Raw genomic sequence first — 25,260 nt, forward strand, 5'->3', positions numbered from 1 at the left:
ATTATACCAGTCTCTGTGATGATGTGTACAAATAGCACGCCCGGTTGCCCCACAAAAAAAGCCTGTCATTAAACAGGCTTTTTAGTGTGGTTAGGCCCAGTCACCATTGCGGAAAATAGGTTTGACCGTGCCATCTGCTTTAATACCATCAATATTCATGTTGGCAGAACCCATCATAAAGTCGACGTGGGTCTCACTACGATTGAGGCCTGCTTGAATCAGTTCCTCTTCGGTCATGTCAACGCCGCCTTCAATGGAGAATGGATAGGCTTGACCCAAAGCCATATGGTCAGAGGCATTTTCATCAAAGAGGGTGTTAAAGAAGGTAATCCCGGATTGTGAAATTGGGGATGGATCAGGAACTAAGGAGACTTCACCAAGTGAGCGCGCACCTTGAATCTTCAATAGATTCTGTAAAACCGCGTCGCCTTCGTCAGCATGGGCTTCAACCACTTGGCCGTCCTTAAAGGTGAAGTGCATCCCTTCAAGAATATTACCAGCATAGGCTAATGGCTTGGTTGATCTGACGGTACCATCAATGCGGCGAGCATCAGGCGCCGTAAACACTTCTTCAGTTGGCATGTTGGCCATGAACTCTTGGCCCTTAGGATTGAAGGAGCCAGCGCCTTCCCAGATGTGATGCTTTGGCAAACCGACGACCAAATCAGTGCCGGGTGCCATGTAGTGCAGGTGGTCAAACTGTTCTTCATTCAACCAAGCAGCCTTTTCGCGTAAGGTCTCGTCATGCTTCTTCCATGCCGCAGCAGGGTCGACTTGGTCAATACGTGTAGTCTTAAAGATTTCTGTCCATAATAAGTCGACTGCTTCGTCAGCGTCTTTAGCCTCCGGGAACACTTTTTGCGCCCATTTGGGACTGGCGGCAGCAATAATGGTCCAGCTAATTTTGTTGGATGAAATCGCGTTAATTAACTTGCTGTAAGCTTTGCCAAAAGCATCGTTATATTTCGCGACACGATCAGCATCGATGCCTTTTAGGTTGTCAGGGTCAGCGGAAATGACGGTGATGCGCTTGGCATCATGGGACAACCAGTAGTCAAATTCTGCCGGGATATAATCTGGAATATTAAATAAACGATCGTCAGCCTTATTCTGCATGTCCAAGCGCTTAATGGTGTCGTCATTCCATTGAACTAAGACTTCGGCGGCACCGCGTTTGTAGGCAGCAGCTGTCAATAACCGTGCTAGTGGGGCTTGGTCAACGGCAATTTGAATGTAGACTGTATCGCCAGGAATGACATCGATCCCTGTCCCGACAGCTAAGTCAGCATATTTTTGTAAGTTCTCAACAAAGTTTGATTGCGTCATTTCGTAACCTCATTTCCTTTATAGTGCGTTTATCATATCATACCGCCAATCATCTGGGGAATAATGTCAAATTTTGCCAATGTGACTTTATGAACAAAATATGAAAAGTTTGTGAAAAGATGAATTTTTGTTTTTTAAAGCCTTTTCTTGAATATTGATATCTGTTAAGATAACACCATGCACTAATTCAGTCGGGTGCAATGCCGGCTTGATTGGTTTTAGTGTGGATTACATAACTGATAATGAGGAGATTTACATGGCACGTAAGAAAACCATTACCCGCGAGCAAATCTTAAACGCCGCATATCAGCTGGTAGTTGAAGAAGGCTTCAAGAGCTTCACTGCGCGGAATATCGCAAAGCGCATGGACTGCTCAACCCAACCGATTTACCTTGAATTTACTTGTATGGATGATTTGAAGACGGCTGTCATTGAGAAGATTAAAGGCTTCTTAGCTAGCGAAATGCAGCGGTCTTATACCAACAATCCGGTGATTGATTTGGCCTTAGCGTATATCCACTTTGCTTTGGATAACCGGGCGTTATATAACGCCGTCTTTGTTGAAGATCATTTTGGTGTTGACACCATGCGGGAATATGCTCTGGATACCGGGTTGCGTATCCTGGATCAATATCCACCGGCTAAGAATTTGCCCGAAAGTCAACGTCTCAACACAGTCACTGGGATTTGGATTGTGGCGACGGGGATTGCTAATCTGTCCGCTTCAGGATTTATCAGCATTAATGACAAACAAATGGTCGAGATTCTTGAAGCAGTGACCGACGATTTCATTAAGAACGGTCGGTTCAGCCAGACGGATGGCGCAGCGTTCATTCATAACATTGTGGCAAGCTAATACATAAAATATTCGAGTAGGCCAAAGTATTGGCCTACTTTTTTATTGCCGTTTTTCATTGGTCCGCAATCATGGTGGGTCGCTGTTCTGGGTGATTTTATTAAACTAAGCGAGAAATTGGCGGTCAGCTCCCCAGTCGTGAGTTGCTTCTGATATACTGAGAGAAGTAAATTGAGGGGGCCAGATTGTGAATAAAAAAATTAAAGTGATGACAGTGTTTGGCACACGGCCAGAGGCCATTAAGATGGCGCCCGTCGTATTGGCTTTAAAAGAACGGTCCGATGAGTTTACGGCCGTCACTGTCGTCAGTGCCCAACATCGACAAATGTTGGACCAAGTCTTGGAAATCTTCAAGATTCAACCTGATTATGATTTAGACATCATGAAACCACGCCAAACCCTGGATGAGATTACCAGCAACGTCCTGATTCATTTGGCAGCTGTGATTGATCAAGAAAAACCTGATATTATCCTCGTTCATGGGGACACGACCACAACTTTTGCGGCCAGCGTGTCGGCGTTCTACCATCAAACGGCCATTGGACACGTTGAAGCCGGCCTGCGGACCTGGGACAAGTACAGTCCATATCCAGAAGAAATGAATCGGCAGTTGACTGATGTCTTAAGTGATTTGTACTTTGCACCAACAACACAAAGTGAAGCCAATTTGTTACAAGAAAATCATCCGGCCGACAACATCTTTGTCACTGGGAATACGGCCATTGATGCACTCAAGCAAACCGTCCAAAATGATTATCATCATTCCGTTTTGGATTTGATTGACCCAGATAAACGGGTGATTCTGGTGACCATGCATCGGCGTGAGAACCAGGGTGAACCAATGCGCCGGGTGTTCACTGTGATGCGGCAGGTGGTTGAACAACATCCCGATGTTGAAATCATCTATCCGGTCCACTTGAATCCGGTCGTCCAAGAAGCGGCTAATGAGATTCTGGGACAACATCCGCGAATTCATCTGATTGAACCCCTGGATGTCGTTGATTTCCACAACTTAGCGGCACGCAGCTATTTCATCATGACTGATTCTGGTGGGGTCCAGGAAGAAGCCCCATCTTTAGGAAAACCTGTTTTGGTGTTGCGTGATACCACCGAACGGCCGGAAGGGGTCGAAGCTGGTACGCTGCGACTGGTTGGTACACAACCCGAAGCTGTGCAGTCTGCAATGGTTGAATTACTCGAAGATGACGCCGCATATGCAAAAATGGCAAACGCTAAGAATCCGTATGGCGACGGTCAAGCCGCTCGACGGATTCTGGATGCCATCAGTTATTACTTCAAACAACGGTCTGATAAACCGGATTCTTTTGTTTAAAGCTATGGTCGAGGCCGTGACCACCGGCAGGGTGGCACCACAGCTTCGGCTTTTTGTTTGGCGGGAGTGAGTGCCGCAGTTTGTTTTGCTATAATTGAGAAAAGAAGACATGAGAGGAGGCCAAGGTGTGGCCAAGCGTACGAAACCGGTATTAAACCGGCATGCGAAAAAAGCAGTCCCCTTGACTGAGGAACAACAACAGGCCATTCGCGCGGGTCATATCCCGCTGGCGACCATGGATATGCCTGGCAAATATAAACGCCGCGAATTGTTGAAATTATCAATTAAGCGGCTCAACGATGCTGATCTAGGCACATCGGCCGCTTCATTGGCGTATTATGCGTTGTTGTCCTTATTTCCGATGTTTCTGGTCGTGGGCAACCTACTGCCACTGCTACAAATCAATTATCAGACTGTCTCGGATTACGTCGGACAAATTGTCCCCAGTAACATCATGGATTGGCTCGAACCAGTGATTCAGAATCTTCTGCAGAATGGGAGTGGGGGCGTTTTATCCATTGGGGCGATTACCACTCTCTGGGCTGCCAGTTTAGGAATCAATGGCTTGAAAATTAGTTTTAACAAGGCGTACGGCGTGCCTCCAGCACAAAATTTTCTTGTTCAACGCTTATTGTCGATGCTTCTGACCTTCTTATTAATCTTAGTCGTTGGCGCTGTCTTGGTGGCGTTTGCTTTTGGCCAGCAATTTCTTGAATGGTTGAATGCAACCTTCAAAATCTCTGACGCTTGGTTACACACGTTCTTAGCGTGGCGGTGGCCAGTCACACTCTTGGTGCTTTTTGCGGCGATAATGTTCTTGCTGTATTTCTTGCCGAACGTGCGTATTCGTCTGTGGACCGTGATTCCGGGGACGGTGTTGACGACCGTGGGTTGGATCGTACTGGCTCAGTCGTTTTCATGGTATATGCGGAATTTCGGGACGCGATACAGTTCTTATGGCACGATGGGGACGTTCATTATCTTGCTCCTGTGGTTGAACTTCTCGGCTTGGATCCTAATTGTGGGGGCTGTCATTAACTCGCTTGTGGCTGAATATTATACCGGTCGATTGCATCGGAGTCCCGGTAAAGTCGCGGATCTCATTCGTAATTCACGCGCTAAAAATTAAAAAAGACGCTGTTTGCCCTTTTGGGAAACAGCGTCTTTTAGTTTGGCTTACATGGTGGCTTGCTTATCAACGATGGCTTTAGCAAAGGCCTCAAGGGTTTCAATGTCATCTTCATCGGCATCGAGATCGATTTTGACATTTTCCGCGCCTTTAGTTGCGCCGGTCTTGGCAAATGCGACATCGAACTTATCAACGGTTGTCGCAAAGTCATCGTAGAAACGATCACCGCTGCCACAACAACCGTAAACTTTACCCGTTAAGTCCAGTTGTTGTAAGTCTTCATAGAAATCAAGGGCTTCATCGGGAAGTTCACCTTCGCCGACATCGGAATATGTATACATGGCAATCACGCAGATATCCACATCTTCAAAGTCAGCCGCATCTGATTGGGAAACTTCAGTCGTGGTGACATCAATATTTAAATCTTCGAACGCTTCTTCAACAATACCGGCAATTTCTTCATTGTTTCCGGTCATGCTGGCATAGACAATTCTGGCAGTAGCCATGAATCACGTCATCCTTCCTGCATTGTGTGCAAATCTGAAACTGATTATAGCAGAGCCAACCGCAAGTGACCAGAGGCAGTCAGTTGATTTCACATTAGGACTCGGGTAACCTTAAGGCAATAATTTGGGCGGTTCGTCACCGCTCGAGGAGGTCAAAGTCATGATTACAATTAAGTCAGCACGCGAGATTGAAGGGATGCGCCAATCAGGTGCGGTTTTAGCTGGGGTGCATCTGGGCTTACGGGATTTGATTAAGCCAGGATTATCGACCTGGGAAATTGAAACCTTCTCACGCAACTATATTGAGTCACATGGTGGCATTGCGTCCCAAATTGGGTTTGACGGGTATAAGTATGCCACCTGTGTCAGTGTTAATTATGAAGTGGCACACGGCATTCCGCGCCAGAACCTCAGCCTGAAGCAAGGTGACATTGTCAAAGTCGATATGTGCGTCGAGCTGAACGGCTATCAGAGTGATTCTTGTTGGACATACGCGGTGGGTGAAATTTCCCCAGCGCGTCAACAATTGATGGATGTCACTCGCCAAGCCTTATATCGCGGCATTGATCAAGCCGTGGTTGGCAATCGGATTGGCGACATCGGTGCGGCCATTCAGGATTTCACTGAAGGCGAATATGGTTACGGTGATGTCCGGGAACTAATTGGACATGGGATTCAACCAACGATTCACGAAAGCCCGGCTGTTCCAAACTATGGCCAAGCAGGGCAAGGCTTGCGGCTGCGTGAAGGCATGACGATTACAATTGAACCGATGATCACGACGGGCACTTGGAAAATTGCTTCGGAACGGGTGCCAGACGATAGTTGGGAATATTACGTGACTGAAGACGGGTCAGATTGTGCGCAATATGAACATACGATTGCCATTACTGCTGACGGGCCTAAAATTTTGACCAGTCAAGATCCGCTTCTGGATGCCAAATACTTATAATTGCGCTGCACAGCAAAAGACCGCTGACAACTTTATGTTGTCAGCGGCTTTTTTGATTGTCTTAGTTTGGAGCGGGTAGGCTAAGCTTTCTTGTTGTTAAATAGTGGCGTTTCGTTCGTTGTGACCGCTTTGGCACTGACAATTGTCACGTACTGGGGGACGCCATTGCGGACCACGATAGGATTATCGGCCACGGCTTGCATAAAGGCTAAGGCCTGATTAGCATCGATGTCGCCGGCAAAGGCATTCACGCGCAAAGTTTTAGTTTTATGATCGGCTGCTTGGAAGGTAAAAATTAGTGATTTCATGTGTCATCCTCCTAGGCTTGGACTGCGTTCTGCTCTGTGATAATGACTTGGGTAAGTTGGTCGCCTGGCAATAACTTTGCGTAGGCTTGGCCAATGGCCAGAATTTGTTGATCAGTTGCGTCAGACCGGACATCATTTACTCGACGGACCAACTTATAGCTGGCATTGTTGGCATTCGAATACGTGTACGTGACTGACAAAGCTTTAAACAATCGACTCATGGAAAATCGCCTCCTAATTTGTATGGTAAGTCGCGACTTACACCTATATAAATAGGTCAGGAGCGTGAAATGCACCCCCTGTTAAACTCTAAGAAACAGTAAAACCCATTTGTTAGCTTGTCAGTGAGGTGTTCTCAGCGATATACTGTCTTGTGTGACAATTTTGTAAGGTAAATAATTGGTGAAGGGTTCTGATTGAGTGGTAACAGCGCAAGCGCCTGGCAAACTGTATATTGCTGGGGAATACGCGGTAGTAGAAACTGGCTACCCGGCGATTATTGTCGCCTTAAACCAGTTTGTCACTGTCACTGTCGAAGCAATGGAGCAGTATGGCAGTATTGTTTCAAACCAATATCAAGAGAATTCACTATTATGGTCACGAGTGGGCGACGAGATGGTTTTTGATAATCGGGATAATCCCTTTCATTACATCCTCTCAGCCATTCGATTGACTGAAAAATACGCGCGCGAACTTAATCGACCACTAAGTCTTTATAAACTCTATGTTGATTCTGAATTAGATTCTATTGACGGCAAAAAGTACGGACTAGGCAGTTCTGCGGCTGTGACAGTCGCAACTGTCAAGGCACTCGATGCCTTCTATGAGCTCCACATGAGTGCTGATCAAATCTACAAGCTTTCGGCGATTGCTCATCTCGATGTCCAGGGGAACGGTTCCTTGGGCGACATAGCGGCTTCAGTGTATGGTGGGTGGATCGCTTATCGTTCCTTTGATAAAAGTTGGCTGGCAGCCAAACGCTATACAGCGAGCCTGACAGATTTATTACAAATGGATTGGCCCGAGTTGTCGATTGAATTGTTAACGCCACCGGCCGATTTACGGCTGTTAATTGGGTGGACGGGGTCACCAGCTTCAACTTCGCAACTTGTCGACAAGATTACCATTGCCAAGGCAACTCATCGTGACGCTTACCAACAGTTCTTAGCTGCCAGTCGCGATATTCTTGAGGCTTTGATTGAGAGCTTTCACCGTCAAGATTTGGCCGGAATTCAACAGGGGATTCGGGATAACCGAGCCTTATTGACGAATTTGGCTGCACTATCCGGTGTTGCCATTGAAACACCGAAGTTGGCAGCCATGCGTGAGTCCGCTGAAGCAATTGGGGGAGCGGCGAAGACCTCTGGTGCTGGCGGCGGTGATTGTGGGATCGTGATCTTGGACCGAAATCAACCAATAGAGGCAATGATTGCCCGCTGGACTGAGGCAGATATCGAACCTTTGGCCTTTAAGGTTCATGATCTCGACCATTAAGCTGACGGAACTAATTAGCAACTTGACCAAGAGAAAATAAAAGAAACTGTGACATAAGAAGCTTTGAGAATGAGGATTCTCAGTCTTGTGGCACGCGATTAGTCTAGTTTATTCGGAAATCAAAAAGGGGTTGTGACAACACGAAATGTTGTCACAACTCCTTTTTGATTTCATTTAAGTAAGTGATTGAGTTGGGCCATGATTGCTTTTGCGATGGCGCGATTACCGGCATCATTTGGATGATAATTGTCGCCCTGACCCTGAAAAGACCTGGTGGCAGGCGTGCTAATATTATCAGTTTCTTGCCAGATTGGCGTGAGGTTCACTACCGTCACGTGCTGCTGTTTTGCGACCTGCTTGACCACGGCCGTGTAATCGGCAGCCGTTTCGGCCAACCAAGATGTGAGCACGAGAATCTTGGCTTTAGGCAATTTGGCCTGCAGGGTCGCAATGACGCTGGTCAACTGGTGTTGATATTGCTTTGGGGAAGCGTAGTTTGGATTGGTGCGGTCTTGTTCGTTGGTGCCGTATTCGAGGGTGATAATATCAGGGACCATGGCGATTACTCGATTGATTTTGGGCGAAGCAAAGCCTTGCAGCGTCGCACCAGCTTGCCAGAAACCATCAAGACTGACTTGATAACCCTGGTTTTTGAGTTGATTAGCAACCAAATATTGATAGCTGTTTTTCTCAGTGGTGGTATAGTAACCGGCAGCCAGACTATCGCCCAATGCCACATACTTTATCGTGCTGTGACTAGTAATTCTGCTGATAACCGGCTGATTTGTCTGCTGACGCCGACTTGCGGCCCACCAGATGGCCAAAGACACGCAGACCATCCCGATGACTAACCCAATCCATTGCTTTGAACGCATAGGCTTCCTCCATTTCAGCTGATCAATCCGACCCTGATAGCTCGTACTGGCCTAGTCAAAATTATAGCATATTTAATGATTATCCGGCCGTAAGCGCTACACATCAATGCCCAAATCCTGTATGATTAAAGTATTACAGCAAGATGAAGGGATGCGTTATTGTGAAAGTTCGTAAAGCTGTCATTCCAGCGGCGGGGTTGGGCACACGGTTCTTGCCCGCTACCAAAGCTTTAGCCAAAGAAATGTTACCAATCGTTGATAAACCAACGATTCAATTTATTGTCGAAGAAGCGAAGGCTTCAGGGATTGAAGACATTTTAATTGTTGAAGGGAAACAGAAGCGGTCCATCGAAGATCATTTCGACTCCGCACCGGAACTGGAACAAAATCTCGAAGCAAAGCATAAAACTGATTTGTTAAAGTTAGTTCACGAGACCACAGATATCGGCGTTAATCTGTTCTTTGTCCGCCAGCCTTACCCTAATGGCCTTGGGGATGCTGTGCGATTGACGAAATCATTCATCGCTGGTGAACCATTTGTTGTGATGCTTGGTGACGATTTGATGTCGGATAAGATTCCTTTAACGCAACAACTGATTGAAGAATACAACCGCACGCATGCTTCCATCCTAGCGGTGAAGAAAGTTGCCCATGAAGATGTGTCAGCTTATGGTGTGATTGATCCTGAAAAAGAAGTCCGGCCGGGGCTCTTTAATGTGCGTAAGTTCGTCGAAAAGCCCGCTGTTAACGAAGCGCCAAGTGATTTGGCAATCATCGGCCGGTATTTACTGACACCAGAAATTTTTGATATCTTAGATCGCCAAAAGCCAGGGCTTGGTGGTGAGATTCAATTGACGGATGCCATTGATGAATTGAATCACACCCAGCGCGTTTTTGCCCATGAATTTAAGGGTGAGCGATACGATGTGGGGAACAAATTCGGTTATGTTCAAACCAATGTCGAATACGGTTTGACCCACCCAGAAGTTAAAGATGATTTGCGCGCTTATATCCTTGAATTGGCTGATCGCTTAAAGAAAGAAACGCCTAAAGCCTCGAAATAGTTAAAGGTTTTGGTGCCAATCATGCAAAAGGCAGTCCCAACGCTGAATGGTGGGGCTGCCTTTTTGTTAGCTGACAATGGCGGCAATCAAAAGAATTATCAGGATAATTGATAAACTGATGCTGCTGAGCTTGATCCAACGTGGCAAGGGATACCAGGTAATGATGGCGGTGATGATAATGAGTAAAATAATGGCAAGATAGGGCATGAGAGCCTCCTTTATATTTGATTAAAAATCAGCCGTTGACTCGTTTTTAGAACGCGCGTTTGGTATGCTAGGACTAATTCGAACGAGAAGGATGGGAATCAATTGCAGCAATTATTCAAACGCCTTTATCAACTACTCTTATTCGGGTTTGCGCTTGCACTCAGTTATAGTCTGTGGTGGCGAGCCTATGTGCCCAATCTTTGGCACCAACGCTTAGACCCAATTGGTTTTGGCATTATCGTGGTCACTGTCGGGCTGACCGCCGGTTACGCCTATTGGCACCATTTCCGGTACCGCGATTTAAAGCTGGAGCAAGTCGACTTAATGGATGGCGAACAATTTGAACACTTTTGTGCGTATTTATTGCGACGGAATGGGTATCGGCGCATCGAAGTGACCCAGTTCTCTGGCGATCAGGGTGTGGATATTAAAGCCCGTAAAAATGGCGAAAGTATTGGCTTTCAATGCAAGCGATACAGTGGCCTGGTTGGGAATAAGGCGGTCCAGGAGGTTTGGGCTGGGCGTGAGTTCTATCACCTCGATCGGGCGGTCGTGCTCACAAACAGTCAATTCTCTGACTCAGCGCAGGAGTTGGCCGAACAACTCGGGGTGACGTTGATGGATCGCATTACGCTCCGCCGTTTAATGCGTAAGTTACCGAGTTAACCAAGCACCAACTTTTGTCCTTGTTGCACGAACCCAAAAATCGCTTGGGCTTCGTCCGGGGTTTGAACGTAGACGTACATTGTGCGTAACTGGGGTTGATTGAGTAGCAGCCGCAACTCCCACAGTCGCAATGTGCGCCTTTTTTCGGGGAGTGTGGTGAGAATGAGCCGTGGCTGTTCCTGCACCTCTGCGGTCACAAAGGCATCAATATTCACGATACTGCCAGCGCTTCGGATCATGACCGGAGCGTTTTTATTTTGGTCGCTTAAAAGCGCTAGTAAGTCGATGACGCGCATGACCGGCCCTCTTTTCACTAAGATAAGTCCAGCATAGGGGAAGCACCAGCGAGAAACAAGTCCTGGGTTGACTTAAGATTTGGTTAAACGCTCTTCTGTTGGTCAGCCAAATCCTATACAATAGATAAGAATATTGTTCTTCCAATGGACCTTAGTTTTTTAATGTGGCAAGCAGAGCTTGTCTGAAGTTGTTTGCCAGAATTTTGTATGTTATTTTAAACCATAATCATTATTTGGAGGAAAACACATGACTGAAGTTGTTGTGGTCAGCGCCAAGCGTACACCTATCGGGAAGTTCGGCGGTGCACTCGCGAGTGTGAACGCCGTCGACCTGGGAATTATTGCCAGCCAAGCGGCGATTAGCGCTGCCGGGATTGCCCCAAATCGCATTGATCAAGCTATTTTTGGTAATGTGTTGCAAGCCAACTCGGGCCAAAATATTGCCCGCCAAATAGGCTTGGGTAGCGGGTTGAGCCAGTCAAGTACGGCAATGACGATCAATGAAGTCTGCGGTTCCGGCTTGAAGGCAATTCGTTTAGGCGAAGCAGCGATTCGGCTTGGAGATGCTGACGTTGTTCTGGTTGGCGGCACTGAAAGCATGAGTCAGGTGCCATTTTATGCGCCAAGTATGCGTCAAGGTCAGTTGTATGGCCATACAACTTTTATTGATGGTGTGGTGCGCGATGGCTTGACGGATGCATTTTCAGGCGAAGCCATGGGCATGACAGCAGAAAATGTTGCCAGTCAATATCATGTTTCTCGTCAAGAGCAAGACGAGTTTGCGCTGGCTTCGCATCAGAAGGCGATCGCCGCCCAGACGAACGATTGGTTTGCGCAAGAAATGGTCCCAGTGACAATCAAGACACGCAAGGGCGAAACAGTGGTTGATCGTGACGAAGCGGTGCGGGCAGATACCAGTCTTGAGAAGTTGGCCCGTCTGAAGCCAGCCTTTACGCCGGATGGCACAGTTACCGCGGGGAATGCCAGTGGGATTAATGATGGGGCCAGTGCACTGGTCCTCATGAACAAGGCTGTCGCAGACCGCGAAGGCATTCCTTATTTGGCCCGACTGACTGGGTACAAGGAAGTTGGGATTGACCCGGAAATCATGGGTTATGCCCCAAAACTCGCGATTGAAGCCTTGCTAGCGCAACAAGAAATCGATGTAGCTGCAATTGATCGTTTCGAGATTAATGAAGCTTTTGCGGCGCAGAGCGTCGCAGTGGCCCGAGATTTAGGCATTGATGCCAATCGATTGAATGTGGCCGGTGGGGCGATTGCCTTAGGTCACCCATTGGGGGACTCAGGTGCGCGCATCATGACGACCTTGATTCATGGCTTGATTCGTGACCACCAAGAAACTGGAATTGCGAGCTTGTGTATTGGTGGTGGGCTGGGCATTGCCATGCAGGTACAAGCGCATGGCTAAGTTCTATGAATTGACTCCTTCTGAGCGGCTTCAAGCTTTGCAAGCAAAAGGCGGCATCTCAGCCGAACAAGCTCGCTTGTATGCGCAAGATTGGTCTTTATCGCCGAGCGTGGCCGGCCATCTGATTGAAAACCAAGTGAGCCAATGGGCGTTACCGCTTGGTGTGCTAACAGCCCTACCTGTTAACGGCCGGTCGCACTTAGTGCCGATGGTCACAGAGGAACCATCTGTGATTGCTGCGGCCAATAATGGTGCACGCATCGCTCGGGATAATGGTGGCATTACGGTCACGGTCGCCCCGCGATTGATGATTGGGGAGATTGTCTTTGACCATTTAGATCAGCTGGCTGAGGCCCAAGCCCTGGTGACTGCGCGGCAAACTGAAATTTTTGCGCAGGCGCAGGCGGCCAAACCTTCCATTGTTGAACGAGGTGGGGGGTTGCAGCAGATTGATGCTAGTGTACTTGCCGACCGATTTCTCAAGTTAAGCCTATTCATCGATACTCGGGATGCCATGGGGGCCAATATCATTAACACCATCGCTGAAGCAGTTGGCCAACTTGTCGGAACGTGGCTTAACCAAGAGCCTCTGGTGAGTGTTTTAAGTAATGCGACGCCAAATGTCGTTAAGGCAACTGTCAATCTTGATCCCAAGACCTTGGCAACCAAAGACCATTCAGGACTAGTCATTGCCGACAAAATTGTCGCGGCGAGTGATTTGGCACTGGTGGATCCAGACCGGGCGGCCACTCATAATAAGGGGATTATGAACGGTATTACTGCTGTGGCCTTGGCGACCGGGAATGATACCCGGGCACTTGAAACTGGGGTACATACCTACGCCAGTCACTCCGGCCACTACTTACCCGTGTCGACATGGCAGTGGCAAGGTGACCGGCTAGTGGGCACATTCAGTGCACCGCTTATTGTTGGCAGTGTGGGTGGAGCCATCGGCGCGTTGCCGATGGCCCAACAGAATCTAGCGGTGATGGGAGTTCAGTCTGCTCAGGACTTACAGCAGGTTATGGCTGCAGTTGGTCTGGTGCAGAATCTGGCTGCATTACGTGCACTCGTCGGCCCAGGTATCCAAGCCGGACATATGGCCTTACAAGCCAATGCGTTAGCAATTGCGGCGGGTGCTGTTGGTCCTGAGATTGAGGCAGTGGTTCAACAGCTCCATCACCAATCAAAAGATTTGGCCACGGCCAAAGCAATACTCCAACAAATCAAACAAAGGGATTGAGAATTGTGACAATTGGAATTGATCAAATCGGCTTGTACACGCCGAATTATTTTGTCGATATGGTAAAACTGGCCCAAGCTCGAGGGGTGGATCCTGATAAATTTACTATCGGCATTGGCCAAGATCAGCAGGCGGTTGTACCATCAAGCCAGGACGTGGTGACCATGGGTGCCAATGCAGCCCAACGCTTTATGACGCCAGAAATTGCTTCGACGATTGGCTTAATTGTTTTGGGCACTGAGACTGGCGTTGATGCCAGTAAGGCTGGCAGTCTCTATATCCAACAGCTCTTAAACTTAAACGCTGCCAGCCGCGCTATAGAAATCAAAGAAGCTTGCTACGGGGCGACGGCTGGGTTGATGCTGGCTCGGGACTTTATTGCTAGCCATACCGGCCAAACAGCCCTCGTGGTTGGTGCCGACATTGCCCGCTATGGTTTGGCGTCTAGCGGCGAGGTCACACAGGGTGCAGGAGCTGTGGCGATGTTGGTTAGCGAGAACCCACGGATTCTCACGATTGACGCCGAATCGAGTTACTTCTCGGAACAAGTGATGGACTTCTGGCGGCCCGTGTATACTGACGAGGCCATTGCTTTAGGCAAGTATTCTACAGAGCAATATATTCGCTTCTTTGAGACGACTTGGGCAGCTTATCAGGAAAAGACTGGCCGCAGCTTAATGGATTTCAAGGCGCTGACTTTCCATCTGCCATATACGAAAATGGGCTTAAAGGCTTTGAGAACAGCGCTGCCCGCAGTCGATGAAGCAAAACAGGCAGAATTGCTGGCGTTCTACCAAGACAGTACCCAGTTTAGCCGACGAATTGGCAATATTTACACAGGTTCTTTATATTTGGGGCTGCTTTCATTATTAGACTTGAATCAGCAGTTAGCCGCGGGTGATCGGATTGGGTTATTCTCATATGGTTCTGGGGCGGTGGCGGAATTTTTCGCTGGCAATCTTGTGCCAGGCTTTCGGGATCAGTTACATGTGGACGCCGATTTAGCGATGCTCGATCAGCGCCAAGAAGTGACTATTCCTGAATATGAAGCGATTTTTAACGATAAGGTGCCTTATGACGCCAGCGACTATCGTAGTAATCCGGCGTATTTCAGTGGTGATTACGTGTTAACTGGGGTCACTGGGCAGCAGCGACGATACCAATCTCAGCGTTGAATCAAGCACGTCAAAATCGGGTCAGCTTTAAAAGCTGGCCCGATTTTTGTTTTCAAGCGGGGAAATGAGGGCTTTTATTGGTCATTTTCGGTGCACAATCGTATGCTTAATGTAAGCAGTCTCACAAGAAGATTGCCAAAACAGGTTTTTTGAGTTTTTCATTGAAGTTAACGCTTGCATCTGTGTTGGCATTAGCGTTATACTTTGTTCGTATTCAAAAGACTTATAAAAAGTAAGTAACGGAGGCTTTACACATGGTTGAAAAGATTAACGCATCTGATGCAATGATCAAGGTTCTTGAAGACTGGGGAATTCGTAGCATTTACGGGTTACCTGGTGGTTCATTTGATTCCACAATGAATGCTTTGTACAATCGTCGCGACACGATTAAGTATGTCCAGGTTCGCCACGAAGAAGTCGGTGCCTTAGCTGCCTCTGGTGAAGCTAAGATTACGGGCCGCATTGCCGCTGTCTTTGGCTCAGCCGGCCCTGGTGCCGTTCACTTACTCAACGGTTTGTACGATGCCCAATACGACCATGTTCCTGTTTTAGCCTTGGTTGGCCAAGTGCCAACGGCTGCCATGAACACTAATTATTTCCAAGAAATGAATGAAAATCCAATGTTTGCTGATGTGTCTGTCTATAACCGGACAGTCATGACGGCTGAACAAATGCCACACGTGGTTGATGAAGCCATCCGTGAAGCTTACAAGTATAATGGCGTTGCGGTTGTCACCATTCCTAAGGATTTGGGCTGGACCCCAATTGATGATGTCTACGTTTCATCCGCTAACCTGTACCAAAAGCCAATTATGCCCGAACCTGATTTAGATCGGGTTGACGAAGCGATTGATATCTTAACCACTGCTAAGCACCCATTAATCTATGTTGGGCAAGGCGCTTTAGGCGCTGGGGAAGACATCATTGCTTTCTCTGAAAAGTTGCACATTCCAATTGTGACGACTGCTTTAGCAAAGGGCATTATTCCTGATAGCTACAAGGCTAACATGGGTTCTGCCGGCCGGGTGGCCTCAAAACCTGGGGTTGAAACTGCACGTGCGGCTGACGCCGTCTTGTATTTAGGCTCTGACTTCCCATTCCAAGCCTACTTCATCAATCCTGATGCCAAGTACATCCAAGTTGATATTGATTCTTCAAAACTTGGGCGTCGTCACTATGTCGATGTTGCCATCCTGGCTGACGCGAAGAAGACCATCAAGGCCATGCTTGACCGCTCTGACGCTGTACCGACTACACCTTGGTATGAAGCCGCTCTGGCCAACAAGAAGAATTGGTCTGACTGGGTAACCAGTTTTGAAGACGATGCTGAAACCCCATTACGGGTTGAACCTGTCTTCAAGCAAATCAATGACATGGCCACTGACGATGCGATTTTCCAAGTTGACGTTGGTAATGTCACGATTAATGGGATGCGTTACTTGAATACGGATAAGGGGCAACGCTTCACGACTTCTGGTTGGTATGCAACCATGGGTTATGCGCTGCCAGCTGCTATTGGGGCTCAAAGTGAATATCCTGATCGCCAAGTTTGGTCCATTTCTGGTGATGGTGGTTTCACCATGGTCATGCAAGATGTGATTACACAAGTGAAGTACCACATGCCAATCATCAACGTCGTGTTGACCAACAAGAGTTTGGGCTTCATTGAAGCGGAACAAGACGACACCAAGCAACCACATTCAGGGGTTGATTTGGCAGATGCTGACTTTGGTGCAGCAGCCACTGCCATGGGTGCGAAGGGCTATACCGTTCGGACACTGGATGAATTAAAGGCTGCTTTTGCTGATATCAAGAACCAACATGGCCCAGTGGTCATTGACGTGAAGATTTCCGACTTACGGCCAATCCCAGTTGAACAATTGGTCTTGGATGATAAGACTCAAGATCCTCAAGCTGTCGCTGACTTCAAGAAGTTATACCATGCTGAATCATTAGTGCCACTGCGTCAATTACTTGAAGACGCTGGCGAAAAATAAACATTAAAAAAGACGCATTGCGATAAATTTGTCGCGGTGGGTCTTTTTTTGTCGTGATAGTCTTGATTGGATGTGACAAAAATGTAAGTCAGTTTTGACTTGAAAATTTTAGCTTTAACGAGCAGACTTAAGGCAATCTTTGATGTGGAGGCGTCAGAATGAAAAAATCAACCTTGTTGTTGAGTACAGCATTATTGGGCATTAGTTTGGGAACGTTGAGTCCAGTTGTCAGTGCGGCCAGTGTTAAGCCAGTTGTGACGAGTGCCTCAGTTGCGGCAAAGGGCGTTGTCACCATTAATTATGTTAAGGGTTATGGTGTAGCCTTGTGGAACAGCCCCGATGCTAATCGGAAGCCAGTCGCTAATCGTACTTTGGCTACCGGATCCGCTTGGAAGTATTTTGCCACTAAGACTGTCAACGGCCAGCTGTGGTATCAATTAGGTAACAATCAATGGGTTTCTGGAAAGTATGCAATTGAAAAGACTGTATCGACACCAGCGCCAGAGACGCCTAGTTACCAACCCGTAACCGGGACAGCTACCATTCGCTACGTGAAGGGTTATGGCGTTGCATTGTGGACCAATTATACCGCCGCTAAGAAAGTCATTACAGGCCGCAAGTTGCTCGATGGAACCAAATGGCATGTGACCCAAGTGGCAGGGATTGGCAGTCAAGTCTGGTACAACTTAGGTGGTAATCAGTGGGTTGATGGGCGCTACGTCACCTTTGTTGCTGATAAGCCGGCAACAAGCCTTTCTGACAGCCAATTTGCAGTTTTGGCCATGCAACAAGCTCAGAAGTTAAGTGGCATCAAGCTTAGTAATATCAAAGCGTGGCCAGTAACCAAGAATGCCGATGGTTCTCGTGAAGTGAAGGTGGCTGAAGATCAGCCTAATGCTGTGCAAACAGCAACAATCGCGGTTTATCGTTTGACTACTGCTAATGCTTTACAAAAACTTGACGTCGCCCACAACACTTGGCAGACTGTTTTAACCAACGCTTTAACAGCATAATCGTGTGGCTTTAGACCAAATAAAAAGAGATTGAGACAAACATAAGTTTTGTCTCAATCTCTTTTTATTTGTTTTAGTGGATAACCCGAACTTTGATGTTTTGGCGGCCAAACTGTAAAGCTTGAGCGTTAGGCATCGCAATATCCAACTGGTTAGGGTTGGCATAAGCAAAACCACCAGTATCACGAACCACATAATTCTTAGTCGTGCCATTAGCGAAGGTGATGGCCAACTTGGTTCCCCGAGGGAAAACGGACAAGTTAGCAGCAACGGTATCATAACCAAACGTGTAATTACCTAAGACCCGAGGGTCATAAGCAGTTGCTGTCATCGTTAAGGTTGGCGCTTGAGCCACCGGCGCACTGTCAGATAAATATTGTGCTTGCACCCATTGATTACCACCAACGTTTGCCCATTGCTTGCCACCGGCATTCACATAGCCGAAGACTTTCCAGCTGGTGCCATGTTTCAAGGTTGTGCCTGTGAGGGCGCCGTTGTAAGGCGAGTTTAAAACCGCGATGCCGTAACCAGGCTTGTAATTGACATATTTGATTTCAGGTTGCGTGCTATTGCTAGCTGCATCAGCCAAATATTGTGCTTGCACCCATTGGTCCCCGCCAACGTTTGCCCACAACGTGTTGTCAACTGTTGTGTAACTGAATACTTTCCAGCTCGTGCCGTGTTGTAAATACTTACCAGTTAGTTGGTGATCAGCATTTGGTGAAGTCCAAACTGCGATGCCGTAACCTGGAACGTAGTTAACTGTCTTGTTCTCAGTGGCAGCATTCACTGTATTGGGCTTAGCAGAGATGGCAGCGACGCTCAGTCCCGCGGTTGCGGTCAAAGTCATCAGTAACGTTTTGATTTTCATTTTAGGTCTTACACTCCTCTTATTGTGTTACTTGATGTTTCCAGTGTACCGGAGTGAGCGTGAAAAACCCGCAAAACAGCCAAAGTGTTAAGCCGCTGTAATCAAAACGTCATGCTGTAATCAGACTGTAATTTACACGCGTTTATGACAAACCGAAGTCTTTGACAGCCCGAATTAACTGCGCTTCATCCGTGACAATCTGCCCGCGCAACTTAATCAGACCGGTGGTGTAGAGATTGAGATAGTGAAATTGATTCTCAGCGACATCAGCCAGAGCAGCGATTTTCTGAGGATTGGTAGCCCCAAGCTGGCGGCTGTCGGTGTATAGGCCAATAATCGGAATTTGGCTTGCGTAGGCGACACCAATCTCACTGGCCACGCCATTATCAATGACCGGACCATCTAAGACCGCAATCATCAAGTCAGCGCTGAGTAATTCAGCGGTATCAGCCTGGGCAATCATGCGCGAATCGGCATAGCTGGACTTATCATTAATCGCGGCATTTTCTTGGGGGAGATAAATGTCGACGTGAGGGATTTCTTGGCGTAAGTGAGCCACCAGTTGTTGGTTATAAAGAAAGTCAGCTCGACTAAATAAACCATTAGCAAAATAAATTTTCATGAAGACGCCTCCTTGGAAAAAAATCAGCAAACTGCGAAATCTAACTCTGGGTCTAGTATACTAAAATTAGTAAGTCGAAAGCGGATTGTTCCTTCAAAAGTTTCCTAGGAAGCAGGTGCATCATGTTACAAGTTCAGGATTTGGTCAAACGGTTCGGTGAAATGACCGCCGTTGATCACGAAAGTTTCACGATTAAGCCCGGCGAGATTATGGGCTTGATCGGCCAAAATGGCGCAGGGAAAACCACTACATTCCGAATGATTTTGAATTTCATTCGCCCGGATGCCGGCCAGATTCTCTGGAATGGGCAGCCACTAACAAAAGCCGATTATAATCAGGTCGGTTATTTGCCGGAAGAACGGGGTCTTTATCCCAAAATGCAAGTTGAGGATCAAATTATTTATTTCGCCCGCTTGCGGGGCATGAAGACTGCCGATGTGAAAGCCCAAATCGATACGTGGTTCGATCGTTTTCAGGTTAAGGGCAAACGGACTGATAAAGTGAAGGATTTAAGTAAAGGTAATCAGCAAAAGGTTCAATTGATTGCGACACTGATTCATATGCCTAAACTCGTGATTCTGGACGAACCCTTTTCAGGGTTAGATCCGGTCAATGCGAGTTTACTGCAAGATGGGATTCAAATGTTACGAGACAATGGGTCTGCCATCATTTATTCGAGCCATGATATGGGTAATGTCGAAGCCATTTCGGATCATCTCCTGATGTTGCGGGCCGGTGAGGTGGTGCTCAATGGTCAAGTCGACACGATTCGTGAATCGTTTGGTCGGACCAAACTATTTATTGAATCAGGTCTTACTCAGGCACAATTGGCTGGTTTTCCTGGGGTGTTGTCAATCAAACCACACGGACATAGTTTTGAGCTCACATTGCAAGATGAAGCCGCCGGACAAGCTATTTTCCAAGCTGCAACCGCTAATGGCTATATTCCAGAGTTCAATCAGCAGCCCCCGACGTTGGATGAAATTTTCCGGATGAAAGTGGGTGAACAACGTGGATAAATTCTGGGTGGTTTTTAGCCAAGTGTTCAAGAAAAATGTCCGAAGTGGCTCGTGGCTGTTCTTGGTTGCTGCCCCGATTATTTTTGCCTTGATTGGTGGCGGGTTAGTGTATTACATCAGTCAAACCAACGCGTCTCCTCGGGTGGCGGTTGTCAGTCAGAATCCGGCCGTCACCAATGGGTTGAAAGCGCAGAAGACGGGGATAGATTTTGTCGCTCGGGATGCGCAAACTGCAGAAAGGCAACTGACTGCGGAGAAAGTTGATGGGGTGTTGACCGTTTCTGCCACCGACCTGACGGCCCGCTATACTGGGCGAGAGAACGCCAAGTCAGTGTCAGTTGATCAATTGAAACAAGCCCTCACGAACGTCAAGACGCAACAATCAGTCCAGCAATTGAAGCTTACACCCGCCCAGGTTTCGGCATTACTGGCGCCGGCTAAACTGACTACGCGTACTGTGACGATTCAAGATGGGCGCCAGGTGGCCAAACAGAATTCGGCTAATGCTGTCAATCGGACGTTTGCAATTGTGGTCGTTGTTTTAATCATCATGGTGACCATGACGTACGGCAGTATGCTAGCGCAGGAAATTGCGACTGAAAAAGGGTCACGCATTATGGAAATTCTGTTGTCATCTGTGAGCGCAACCACGCAATTTTTTGGCAAAATTGCTGGAATCTTTGCGCTTTTGCTCACCCAAATTGCAGTTTACGTGGTGGCCTTTGCGATTGCCTGGCCATTTCTTAGCCATTGGGCGGTTATTCGACAACTGACGGCTGGCATTGACTGGTCATTCTTATGGAATGCGCCAGGTTTAGTCACGCTCGGGTTCTTTGTGATTGGCACGCTCAGCTATGCGGTTTTGGCGGCTTTAACTGGCTCTTTGGTTTCAAATCAAGAACAAGTGTCGCAAGCTGTGATGCCATTATCAATGCTTGGGATGCTTGGGTATTTTGGGGCTCTGATTGCCCAGGCCAGTGACTCTATGCTGGTGCAAGTGGGAAGCTATATTCCATTCATCAATGTTTCGCTGATGCCTGTACAATTAACGATGGGCCATGCAAGCACGCTTCAGGCTGTAATTAGCCTGATTTGGTCCACGGCTTTCTTGGGACTGTTCACTTGGTTTACCGCGACAGTCTATAAGCATAATGTCCTGGTGTATTCTGGTTCCGGGTTCCTTCAATCAATGCGCACATCTTGGCAAATTTGGCGTTCTGAACGCAGCCACTAAAAAAACTGCTGACAAAATGAATTTAATTTTGTCAGCAGTTTTTTTTATTTGCGTGTGAATTTAACGACCGCTTCACAGCGAGCTGTTTGGGGGAACATATCGATTGATTGAATGTACTCCACATTATAGGTCTGAGCCAAAGCCACTAAGTCGCGGGCTAAAGTCGATGGATTACAGGAAATATACACAAATTTAGCTGGTTTCACCGATAAGAGAGCTTTAATAAAGTCTGAGTCCAGGCCGGAGCGTGGCGGATCGACAATGACGGCATCGGGTCGGAAGCCTTGTTTCAACCACTGTGGAAACACCCGTTCCGCTGTGCCGACTTCATAGTGGGCGTTGGTAATCCCGTTGAGCTTCGCGTTTGCTTGGGCGTCGGCCACGGCTTCGGGGATGATTTCCATGCCGCGCACTTCTTTAGCCACATGGGCCAAGCTCAGCCCGAGGGTTCCAACGCCAGAATAGGCATCGATGAGTGTCTCGTTTGGCGCCAAATCTAAGGCGTCGATGGCCAGCTGATAGAGTGTTTGGGTCTGGTCAGGATTTAATTGTAAGAACGCTTGAGGCGAGATTAAGAAGTCGCGACCTAACAGGCGCTCCGTGATGTAAGGTTGGCCAGCCAGTAACTGACTTTCTTTGCCCCACACAATAGAAGTTCGGCCGGGATTATTATTTTGCATAACCGTGACGACCATGGGGAGGTCTTTGGCAATTGCGGCCAGCAGTTCTGCTTTTTTAGGCAGGTCAAAGCCGTTAGTCACCAGGGTCAGCTGGACTTCACCAGTTGCAACTGACTCGCGGACGACAAGAGTTTTGATGGCGCCGCGATTGCGCTTTTCAGAATAAACAGGAATCTGCAAGGTCTCAATAATATGACACAATTGATTAACAACCTTCATGGTCAGGGGGCGTTGGGTAATAAAGTCTGTTAACGGAATTAACTCGTGACTGTTTGGCGCGTATAGACCTGCTTTGACGTGGCCATCTAGCAGCCGCACTGGAAATTGGGCCTTATTCCGGTAATGAATCGGTTGGTCCATGCCAATGGTTGGCCGGAGTTCATAGTGCTGCCAGCCTGCTGGTTTAAACTTAGCCAGGCTTTGCGAGACGACATCGCGCTTAAAGGCGAGTTGGGCACTGTACTTGAGTGCTCCCAACTCGACGCCTCCGACTTTTCCGTATTCGGGGTCAATGGGCTTAATGCGGTCGGGCGAAGCTGTTTTGACCCGGTGGACTTTAGCTTCCAAATAACGGTCGTGAACGGCAGTGACTTGGGCGATGACAACTTCTTGGGGAAAGGCGCCAGTCACAAAAGTGATTTTGCGTTTGTAATAGCCAATGCCGGCACCATTGATGTCCATGCGCTTAATTGTGAGCGGAAAGCGCGTGCCGATTGTAACGTTAGAATCCATTATTTCCTCCTGAGTCCTCCCATAAATCGTTTACATCCTGTATAATGATTCGGGGAGGTATTATCTTGAAAATTTTTTACGAGAATCCAACAAGTATGCGATTGAAGGCCAATGTTTGGCTCAATGATGAGATGCATGAACTCGCTGCCGGACAATCACTTGATTTACCCGTTAACCGCGGTGATCAAGTCTCATTTAAGGTCGGCCGATTTAGTGCTAAGCATACGTTATCTTATCAATCGCCGCAAGCAAGCTTCGCGATCCAACCGAACAAAACCTTACAAACCGCATTCTTTGCGGTGGTGTTTGTTTTGGTGATGGCCTTATTCTTCGTCAAAAATCCACCCACAACCTTGGTCACGATTGGTGTCGTCATCGGGTTGATTCTCTATGAGGCAATGATGTACTTCATCGGCTATCGCGCCCGGCCCAAACACTAGGTGATTATCATGAACTTATTACGGACAAACGCATTTATGTACATACTGCTGGGGTTATTGGTGCTTGGTATTGTTGCTTATGTGATGAACAATGCGGCATTACTGATGATTCTGTTAGCACTTGTCCTGATTCTGATTGTGTTAAAAATTATTGCGAATTTCCAACAGCGTGCATCACGCAAGTAGCGCTCAAAAAGGCGTGACAAAACATCGTTTTGTCGCGCCTTTTTGTTGTACTCGGTTTCAATGTTTGCTTTTACGCTTGCTGTTCTTGGCGTTCTTGATGAACATGTAGGCTTTTAAGCTGACTATAGAGTTCAAAGAACTGCTGATCTGTGCCTTCTGCCGACCAATACAGCACCGTCGTATTGGTTGATAACGGGAAGTGAATCAATTGATTCAGGCGCTGGACATCGCCAAAGCTGGTAATAATCACGTCAGGCTTGGGTTCACGATCATCGACAATGGTGATAAAGGTAATGTCCCGCAAGAATAACATTAAGTCGCGGGCTAAGAATGTCGCTGATTCAATGGCAACATACACTTTTAAGGTGACTGGATAACTAATTTCGGCAAAGTTCGCGGAAGCTAAGTAGTAGGTTTCCACATTGAGTTTCGGTGCATAGCTTTGGAAGATTGCTTCTGGTTCTGCTTCAGTCAGTGAGGCCAAGTAGCCATCAATTAACTGCCCCAAAGAGCTATCAGCCACTTTTAATGGCGATTGGGTGACAAAATCTAAGAGTAAACTCGATGGGCCGTTATGAAGAAAGAAGATGAACCCCAAGCGAAGAAAATTAGCATGCAAGACGCGGGCCTCTTGAACTTCAGCATGCCGCAGATGATTGCCGCTTTGGTATAACGTCGCCATTAAGCCGTCAGCGAAACGCTTGATGGGGTTATCATGCTGATTGAGAAATTTCCGAATTAATTCATCACTGTGATTCAGCTGGTCGGCGACGGAGAATTTCTCAAGTTGGCAGAAATAGAAATAATTACGTTCGGCACTCAAAGTGGTTGAGGTCTGCTGAGGGAAGTTTGTGCGCGTAAAGATTAAAGGGTGGACATCTTCTGGTGCATATCGCATCAGACCTTGCATCCGAATTTGTGGCGACAGGACCGCTCCCTGATTAATGCGCAACAATTGCACGGCCAATTGAATGAGATCCGGTTTCTGGACGACTGCTTGGGGAATAAAGACAAATTGCTCACCAAAGGCGTTAATGGTTTCAAGCTGGTGGTGCACGTACTCACGGGGCATGTCGGCAAAAGGCCAACCATTACCCCGGTAGCTGACCTGATAGAAGGCCACCATGGCTGAACGAATGTCGATTTCGGTGCCTTCTAGTTCCCATGAGCTCGTGTTAAGATTAACCTGGACGGACGATAGATATTGGCGAAACGGTTCAATTCGTCGTCGAAGCGTCGACAAGGAAATGTCATAATCCGTGCAGAATTGCTTGGCATCGGGCTGTGACGTGATAAATAAGGTATCAAAGAAGCGAAACGACACTGACTGCTGGAGCAGATAGAATCGGTACCGATCAATGCTCACGGTTTTTGCCATCCGCGCGAAATCATTCTCATCAGGATTCGCTTTCTGATTGCTGATGTGCTCGAGATCTTGCATCACGTCTTGGAAGGCATTGTAGGTTTGTTGGTAGGACATCCCAACCCGCTTACTGAGTTTATTAATCGAAAGGTCATCTTGGCCCCCATTTTTAAGGGCTTTGAATAACCGATTACTTGTCAGGGCGCGCTTATCAAAAAAGTAAGATTCAAACATATTTTAGCCT

At 47.5% G+C, this 25,260-nt stretch carries 27 protein-coding genes; 16 read left to right on the forward strand and 11 right to left on the reverse strand.

Features of this window, described 5'->3' with window-relative positions; all coding sequences use genetic code 11:
* Positions 1 to 90: 90 nt before the first annotated feature.
* A complete protein-coding gene (locus tag FC34_RS00635; protein ID WP_057893450.1) occupies positions 91 to 1,326 on the reverse strand; it encodes an aminopeptidase in 1,236 nt (411 codons plus the stop codon).
* A gap of 256 nt (positions 1,327 to 1,582) precedes the next feature.
* On the opposite strand from FC34_RS00635, the gene FC34_RS00640 reads away from it, so the two are divergent.
* The 3 genes from FC34_RS00640 to FC34_RS00650 all read left to right on the forward strand — a co-directional run bounded on the left by FC34_RS00640 (position 1,583) and on the right by FC34_RS00650 (position 4,644).
* Positions 1,583 to 2,182: a TetR/AcrR family transcriptional regulator gene (locus FC34_RS00640; protein WP_057893451.1), complete on the forward strand. Its 600-nt coding sequence runs from the start codon at positions 1,583 to 1,585 to the stop codon at positions 2,180 to 2,182.
* A 208-nt stretch (positions 2,183 to 2,390) separates the two neighbouring features.
* Positions 2,391 to 3,515, forward strand: coding sequence for a non-hydrolyzing UDP-N-acetylglucosamine 2-epimerase (wecB, locus tag FC34_RS00645; protein WP_057894121.1), 1,125 nt, complete (start codon positions 2,391 to 2,393; stop codon positions 3,513 to 3,515).
* Positions 3,516 to 3,741: 226 nt separating this feature from the next.
* Complete coding sequence (locus tag FC34_RS00650) at positions 3,742 to 4,644, forward strand: YihY/virulence factor BrkB family protein (protein WP_420805036.1); 903 nt, start codon at positions 3,742 to 3,744, stop codon at positions 4,642 to 4,644.
* Positions 4,645 to 4,691: 47 nt separating this feature from the next.
* Here the strand turns inward: FC34_RS00650 and FC34_RS00655 are convergent, their stop codons facing one another.
* Positions 4,692 to 5,150: a flavodoxin gene (locus FC34_RS00655; protein ID WP_057893452.1), complete on the reverse strand. Its 459-nt coding sequence runs from the start codon at positions 5,148 to 5,150 to the stop codon at positions 4,692 to 4,694.
* Between the two features lie 160 nt (positions 5,151 to 5,310).
* Here FC34_RS00655 and map point away from each other — a divergent pair, with 160 nt between their 5' ends.
* Positions 5,311 to 6,102 carry a type I methionyl aminopeptidase gene (gene map / locus FC34_RS00660; protein WP_057893453.1) on the forward strand — a complete coding sequence of 264 codons (792 nt, stop codon included), beginning with the start codon at positions 5,311 to 5,313 and terminating at the stop codon, positions 6,100 to 6,102.
* Between the two features lie 80 nt (positions 6,103 to 6,182).
* Here the strand turns inward: map and FC34_RS00665 are convergent, their stop codons facing one another.
* Both FC34_RS00665 and FC34_RS00670 read right to left on the reverse strand, forming a co-directional pair.
* A complete protein-coding gene (locus tag FC34_RS00665; RefSeq protein ID WP_057893454.1) occupies positions 6,183 to 6,410 on the reverse strand; it encodes a DUF2922 domain-containing protein in 228 nt (75 codons plus the stop codon).
* A gap of 11 nt (positions 6,411 to 6,421) precedes the next feature.
* A complete protein-coding gene (locus FC34_RS00670; RefSeq protein ID WP_057893455.1) occupies positions 6,422 to 6,631 on the reverse strand; it encodes a DUF1659 domain-containing protein in 210 nt (69 codons plus the stop codon).
* Between the two features lie 199 nt (positions 6,632 to 6,830).
* On the opposite strand from FC34_RS00670, the gene FC34_RS00675 reads away from it, so the two are divergent.
* Positions 6,831 to 7,904 (forward strand): phosphomevalonate kinase, encoded by a 1,074-nt coding sequence (locus FC34_RS00675; RefSeq protein WP_057893456.1) that lies wholly within the window; start codon positions 6,831 to 6,833, stop codon positions 7,902 to 7,904.
* 170 nt (positions 7,905 to 8,074) lie between these two features.
* Here FC34_RS00675 and FC34_RS00680 read toward each other — a convergent pair whose 3' ends face one another.
* Positions 8,075 to 8,779: an SGNH/GDSL hydrolase family protein gene (locus FC34_RS00680; protein ID WP_057893457.1), complete on the reverse strand. Its 705-nt coding sequence runs from the start codon at positions 8,777 to 8,779 to the stop codon at positions 8,075 to 8,077.
* A 161-nt stretch (positions 8,780 to 8,940) separates the two neighbouring features.
* Between FC34_RS00680 and galU the strand changes: the two genes are divergently transcribed.
* Entirely contained in the window at positions 8,941 to 9,843 is a 903-nt protein-coding gene (gene galU / locus FC34_RS00685) for a UTP--glucose-1-phosphate uridylyltransferase GalU (protein ID WP_057893458.1), read from the forward strand.
* Positions 9,844 to 9,909: 66 nt separating this feature from the next.
* Here the strand turns inward: galU and FC34_RS09585 are convergent, their stop codons facing one another.
* Entirely contained in the window at positions 9,910 to 10,050 is a 141-nt protein-coding gene (locus FC34_RS09585; RefSeq protein WP_157052195.1) for a hypothetical protein, read from the reverse strand.
* 102 nt (positions 10,051 to 10,152) lie between these two features.
* Here FC34_RS09585 and FC34_RS00690 point away from each other — a divergent pair, with 102 nt between their 5' ends.
* Positions 10,153 to 10,716 (forward strand): restriction endonuclease, encoded by a 564-nt coding sequence (locus FC34_RS00690; RefSeq protein WP_057893459.1) that lies wholly within the window; start codon positions 10,153 to 10,155, stop codon positions 10,714 to 10,716.
* On the opposite strand, the gene FC34_RS00695 is transcribed toward FC34_RS00690, so the two are convergent.
* On the reverse strand, positions 10,713 to 11,012 hold the full coding sequence (locus tag FC34_RS00695; RefSeq protein ID WP_057893460.1) for a hypothetical protein: 300 nt from the start codon (positions 11,010 to 11,012) through the stop codon (positions 10,713 to 10,715). The genes FC34_RS00690 and FC34_RS00695 overlap by 4 nt on opposite strands.
* A 247-nt stretch (positions 11,013 to 11,259) precedes the next feature.
* On the opposite strand from FC34_RS00695, the gene FC34_RS00700 reads away from it, so the two are divergent.
* The 5 genes from FC34_RS00700 (at position 11,260) to FC34_RS00720 (ending at position 17,869) form a co-directional block, all read left to right on the forward strand.
* Positions 11,260 to 12,441: a thiolase family protein gene (locus FC34_RS00700; protein WP_057893461.1), complete on the forward strand. Its 1,182-nt coding sequence runs from the start codon at positions 11,260 to 11,262 to the stop codon at positions 12,439 to 12,441.
* On the forward strand, positions 12,434 to 13,684 hold the full coding sequence (locus FC34_RS00705; protein ID WP_057893462.1) for a hydroxymethylglutaryl-CoA reductase, degradative: 1,251 nt from the start codon (positions 12,434 to 12,436) through the stop codon (positions 13,682 to 13,684). The genes FC34_RS00700 and FC34_RS00705 overlap by 8 nt, the downstream gene beginning before the upstream one ends.
* Positions 13,685 to 13,689: 5 nt before the next feature.
* Entirely contained in the window at positions 13,690 to 14,859 is a 1,170-nt protein-coding gene (locus tag FC34_RS00710) for a hydroxymethylglutaryl-CoA synthase (RefSeq protein ID WP_057893463.1), read from the forward strand.
* Positions 14,860 to 15,113: 254 nt separating this feature from the next.
* A complete protein-coding gene (gene spxB, locus FC34_RS00715; RefSeq protein ID WP_057893464.1) occupies positions 15,114 to 16,856 on the forward strand; it encodes a pyruvate oxidase in 1,743 nt (580 codons plus the stop codon).
* A gap of 158 nt (positions 16,857 to 17,014) precedes the next feature.
* A complete protein-coding gene (locus tag FC34_RS00720) occupies positions 17,015 to 17,869 on the forward strand; it encodes an SLAP domain-containing protein (protein WP_057893465.1) in 855 nt (284 codons plus the stop codon).
* Between the two features lie 73 nt (positions 17,870 to 17,942).
* On the opposite strand, the gene FC34_RS00725 is transcribed toward FC34_RS00720, so the two are convergent.
* Both FC34_RS00725 and FC34_RS00730 read right to left on the reverse strand, forming a co-directional pair.
* A complete protein-coding gene (locus FC34_RS00725; RefSeq protein WP_057893466.1) occupies positions 17,943 to 18,740 on the reverse strand; it encodes a 3D domain-containing protein in 798 nt (265 codons plus the stop codon).
* Positions 18,741 to 18,882: 142 nt separating this feature from the next.
* On the reverse strand, positions 18,883 to 19,362 hold the full coding sequence (locus tag FC34_RS00730) for a nucleoside 2-deoxyribosyltransferase (RefSeq protein ID WP_057893467.1): 480 nt from the start codon (positions 19,360 to 19,362) through the stop codon (positions 18,883 to 18,885).
* A gap of 122 nt (positions 19,363 to 19,484) precedes the next feature.
* Here FC34_RS00730 and FC34_RS00735 point away from each other — a divergent pair, with 122 nt between their 5' ends.
* Both FC34_RS00735 and FC34_RS00740 read left to right on the forward strand, forming a co-directional pair.
* Positions 19,485 to 20,381 carry an ABC transporter ATP-binding protein gene (locus tag FC34_RS00735; protein ID WP_057893468.1) on the forward strand — a complete coding sequence of 299 codons (897 nt, stop codon included), beginning with the start codon at positions 19,485 to 19,487 and terminating at the stop codon, positions 20,379 to 20,381.
* Positions 20,374 to 21,615 (forward strand): ABC transporter permease, encoded by a 1,242-nt coding sequence (locus FC34_RS00740; RefSeq protein ID WP_057893469.1) that lies wholly within the window; start codon positions 20,374 to 20,376, stop codon positions 21,613 to 21,615. The genes FC34_RS00735 and FC34_RS00740 overlap by 8 nt, the downstream gene beginning before the upstream one ends.
* Positions 21,616 to 21,659: 44 nt before the next feature.
* Here FC34_RS00740 and rlmD read toward each other — a convergent pair whose 3' ends face one another.
* Positions 21,660 to 23,027 (reverse strand): 23S rRNA (uracil(1939)-C(5))-methyltransferase RlmD, encoded by a 1,368-nt coding sequence (gene rlmD / locus FC34_RS00745; RefSeq protein WP_057893470.1) that lies wholly within the window; start codon positions 23,025 to 23,027, stop codon positions 21,660 to 21,662.
* A 65-nt stretch (positions 23,028 to 23,092) separates the two neighbouring features.
* Here rlmD and FC34_RS00750 point away from each other — a divergent pair, with 65 nt between their 5' ends.
* Both FC34_RS00750 and FC34_RS09590 read left to right on the forward strand, forming a co-directional pair.
* The gene (locus FC34_RS00750) at positions 23,093 to 23,467 is read left to right on the forward strand and encodes a hypothetical protein (RefSeq protein WP_057893471.1); all 375 of its coding nucleotides are present in this window, start codon (positions 23,093 to 23,095) and stop codon (positions 23,465 to 23,467) included.
* A 9-nt stretch (positions 23,468 to 23,476) separates the two neighbouring features.
* Positions 23,477 to 23,653 (forward strand): hypothetical protein, encoded by a 177-nt coding sequence (locus tag FC34_RS09590; RefSeq protein WP_157052196.1) that lies wholly within the window; start codon positions 23,477 to 23,479, stop codon positions 23,651 to 23,653.
* Positions 23,654 to 23,723: 70 nt separating this feature from the next.
* Here the strand turns inward: FC34_RS09590 and FC34_RS00755 are convergent, their stop codons facing one another.
* Positions 23,724 to 25,250: a helix-turn-helix domain-containing protein gene (locus FC34_RS00755; RefSeq protein WP_057893472.1), complete on the reverse strand. Its 1,527-nt coding sequence runs from the start codon at positions 25,248 to 25,250 to the stop codon at positions 23,724 to 23,726.
* Positions 25,251 to 25,260 lie beyond the last annotated feature (10 nt).

This window comes from Lacticaseibacillus brantae DSM 23927 (genome assembly GCF_001436115.1).
Classification (GTDB): Bacteria; Bacillota; Bacilli; order Lactobacillales; family Lactobacillaceae; genus Lacticaseibacillus; species Lacticaseibacillus brantae.

Bases quoted from the DNA above. Each gene is read 5' to 3' on its own strand.
- FC34_RS00635 (WP_057893450.1), bottom strand. From the start codon at position 1,326: ATGACGCAATCAAACTTTGTTGAGAACTTACAAAAATATGCTGACTTA.
- FC34_RS00640 (WP_057893451.1), top strand. From the start codon at position 1,583: ATGGCACGTAAGAAAACCATTACCCGCGAGCAAATCTTAAACGCCGCA.
- wecB (WP_057894121.1), top strand. From the start codon at position 2,391: ATGACAGTGTTTGGCACACGGCCAGAGGCCATTAAGATGGCGCCCGTC.
- FC34_RS00655 (WP_057893452.1), bottom strand. From the start codon at position 5,150: ATGGCTACTGCCAGAATTGTCTATGCCAGCATGACCGGAAACAATGAA.
- map (WP_057893453.1), top strand. From the start codon at position 5,311: ATGATTACAATTAAGTCAGCACGCGAGATTGAAGGGATGCGCCAATCA.
- FC34_RS00665 (WP_057893454.1), bottom strand. From the start codon at position 6,410: ATGAAATCACTAATTTTTACCTTCCAAGCAGCCGATCATAAAACTAAA.
- FC34_RS00670 (WP_057893455.1), bottom strand. From the start codon at position 6,631: ATGAGTCGATTGTTTAAAGCTTTGTCAGTCACGTACACGTATTCGAAT.
- FC34_RS00680 (WP_057893457.1), bottom strand. From the start codon at position 8,779: ATGCGTTCAAAGCAATGGATTGGGTTAGTCATCGGGATGGTCTGCGTG.
- FC34_RS09585 (WP_157052195.1), bottom strand. From the start codon at position 10,050: ATGCCCTATCTTGCCATTATTTTACTCATTATCATCACCGCCATCATT.
- FC34_RS00695 (WP_057893460.1), bottom strand. From the start codon at position 11,012: ATGCGCGTCATCGACTTACTAGCGCTTTTAAGCGACCAAAATAAAAAC.
- FC34_RS00700 (WP_057893461.1), top strand. From the start codon at position 11,260: ATGACTGAAGTTGTTGTGGTCAGCGCCAAGCGTACACCTATCGGGAAG.
- FC34_RS00705 (WP_057893462.1), top strand. From the start codon at position 12,434: ATGGCTAAGTTCTATGAATTGACTCCTTCTGAGCGGCTTCAAGCTTTG.
- spxB (WP_057893464.1), top strand. From the start codon at position 15,114: ATGGTTGAAAAGATTAACGCATCTGATGCAATGATCAAGGTTCTTGAA.
- FC34_RS00720 (WP_057893465.1), top strand. From the start codon at position 17,015: ATGAAAAAATCAACCTTGTTGTTGAGTACAGCATTATTGGGCATTAGT.
- FC34_RS00725 (WP_057893466.1), bottom strand. From the start codon at position 18,740: ATGAAAATCAAAACGTTACTGATGACTTTGACCGCAACCGCGGGACTG.
- FC34_RS00730 (WP_057893467.1), bottom strand. From the start codon at position 19,362: ATGAAAATTTATTTTGCTAATGGTTTATTTAGTCGAGCTGACTTTCTT.
- FC34_RS00735 (WP_057893468.1), top strand. From the start codon at position 19,485: ATGTTACAAGTTCAGGATTTGGTCAAACGGTTCGGTGAAATGACCGCC.
- rlmD (WP_057893470.1), bottom strand. From the start codon at position 23,027: ATGGATTCTAACGTTACAATCGGCACGCGCTTTCCGCTCACAATTAAG.
- FC34_RS09590 (WP_157052196.1), top strand. From the start codon at position 23,477: ATGAACTTATTACGGACAAACGCATTTATGTACATACTGCTGGGGTTA.
- FC34_RS00755 (WP_057893472.1), bottom strand. From the start codon at position 25,250: ATGTTTGAATCTTACTTTTTTGATAAGCGCGCCCTGACAAGTAATCGG.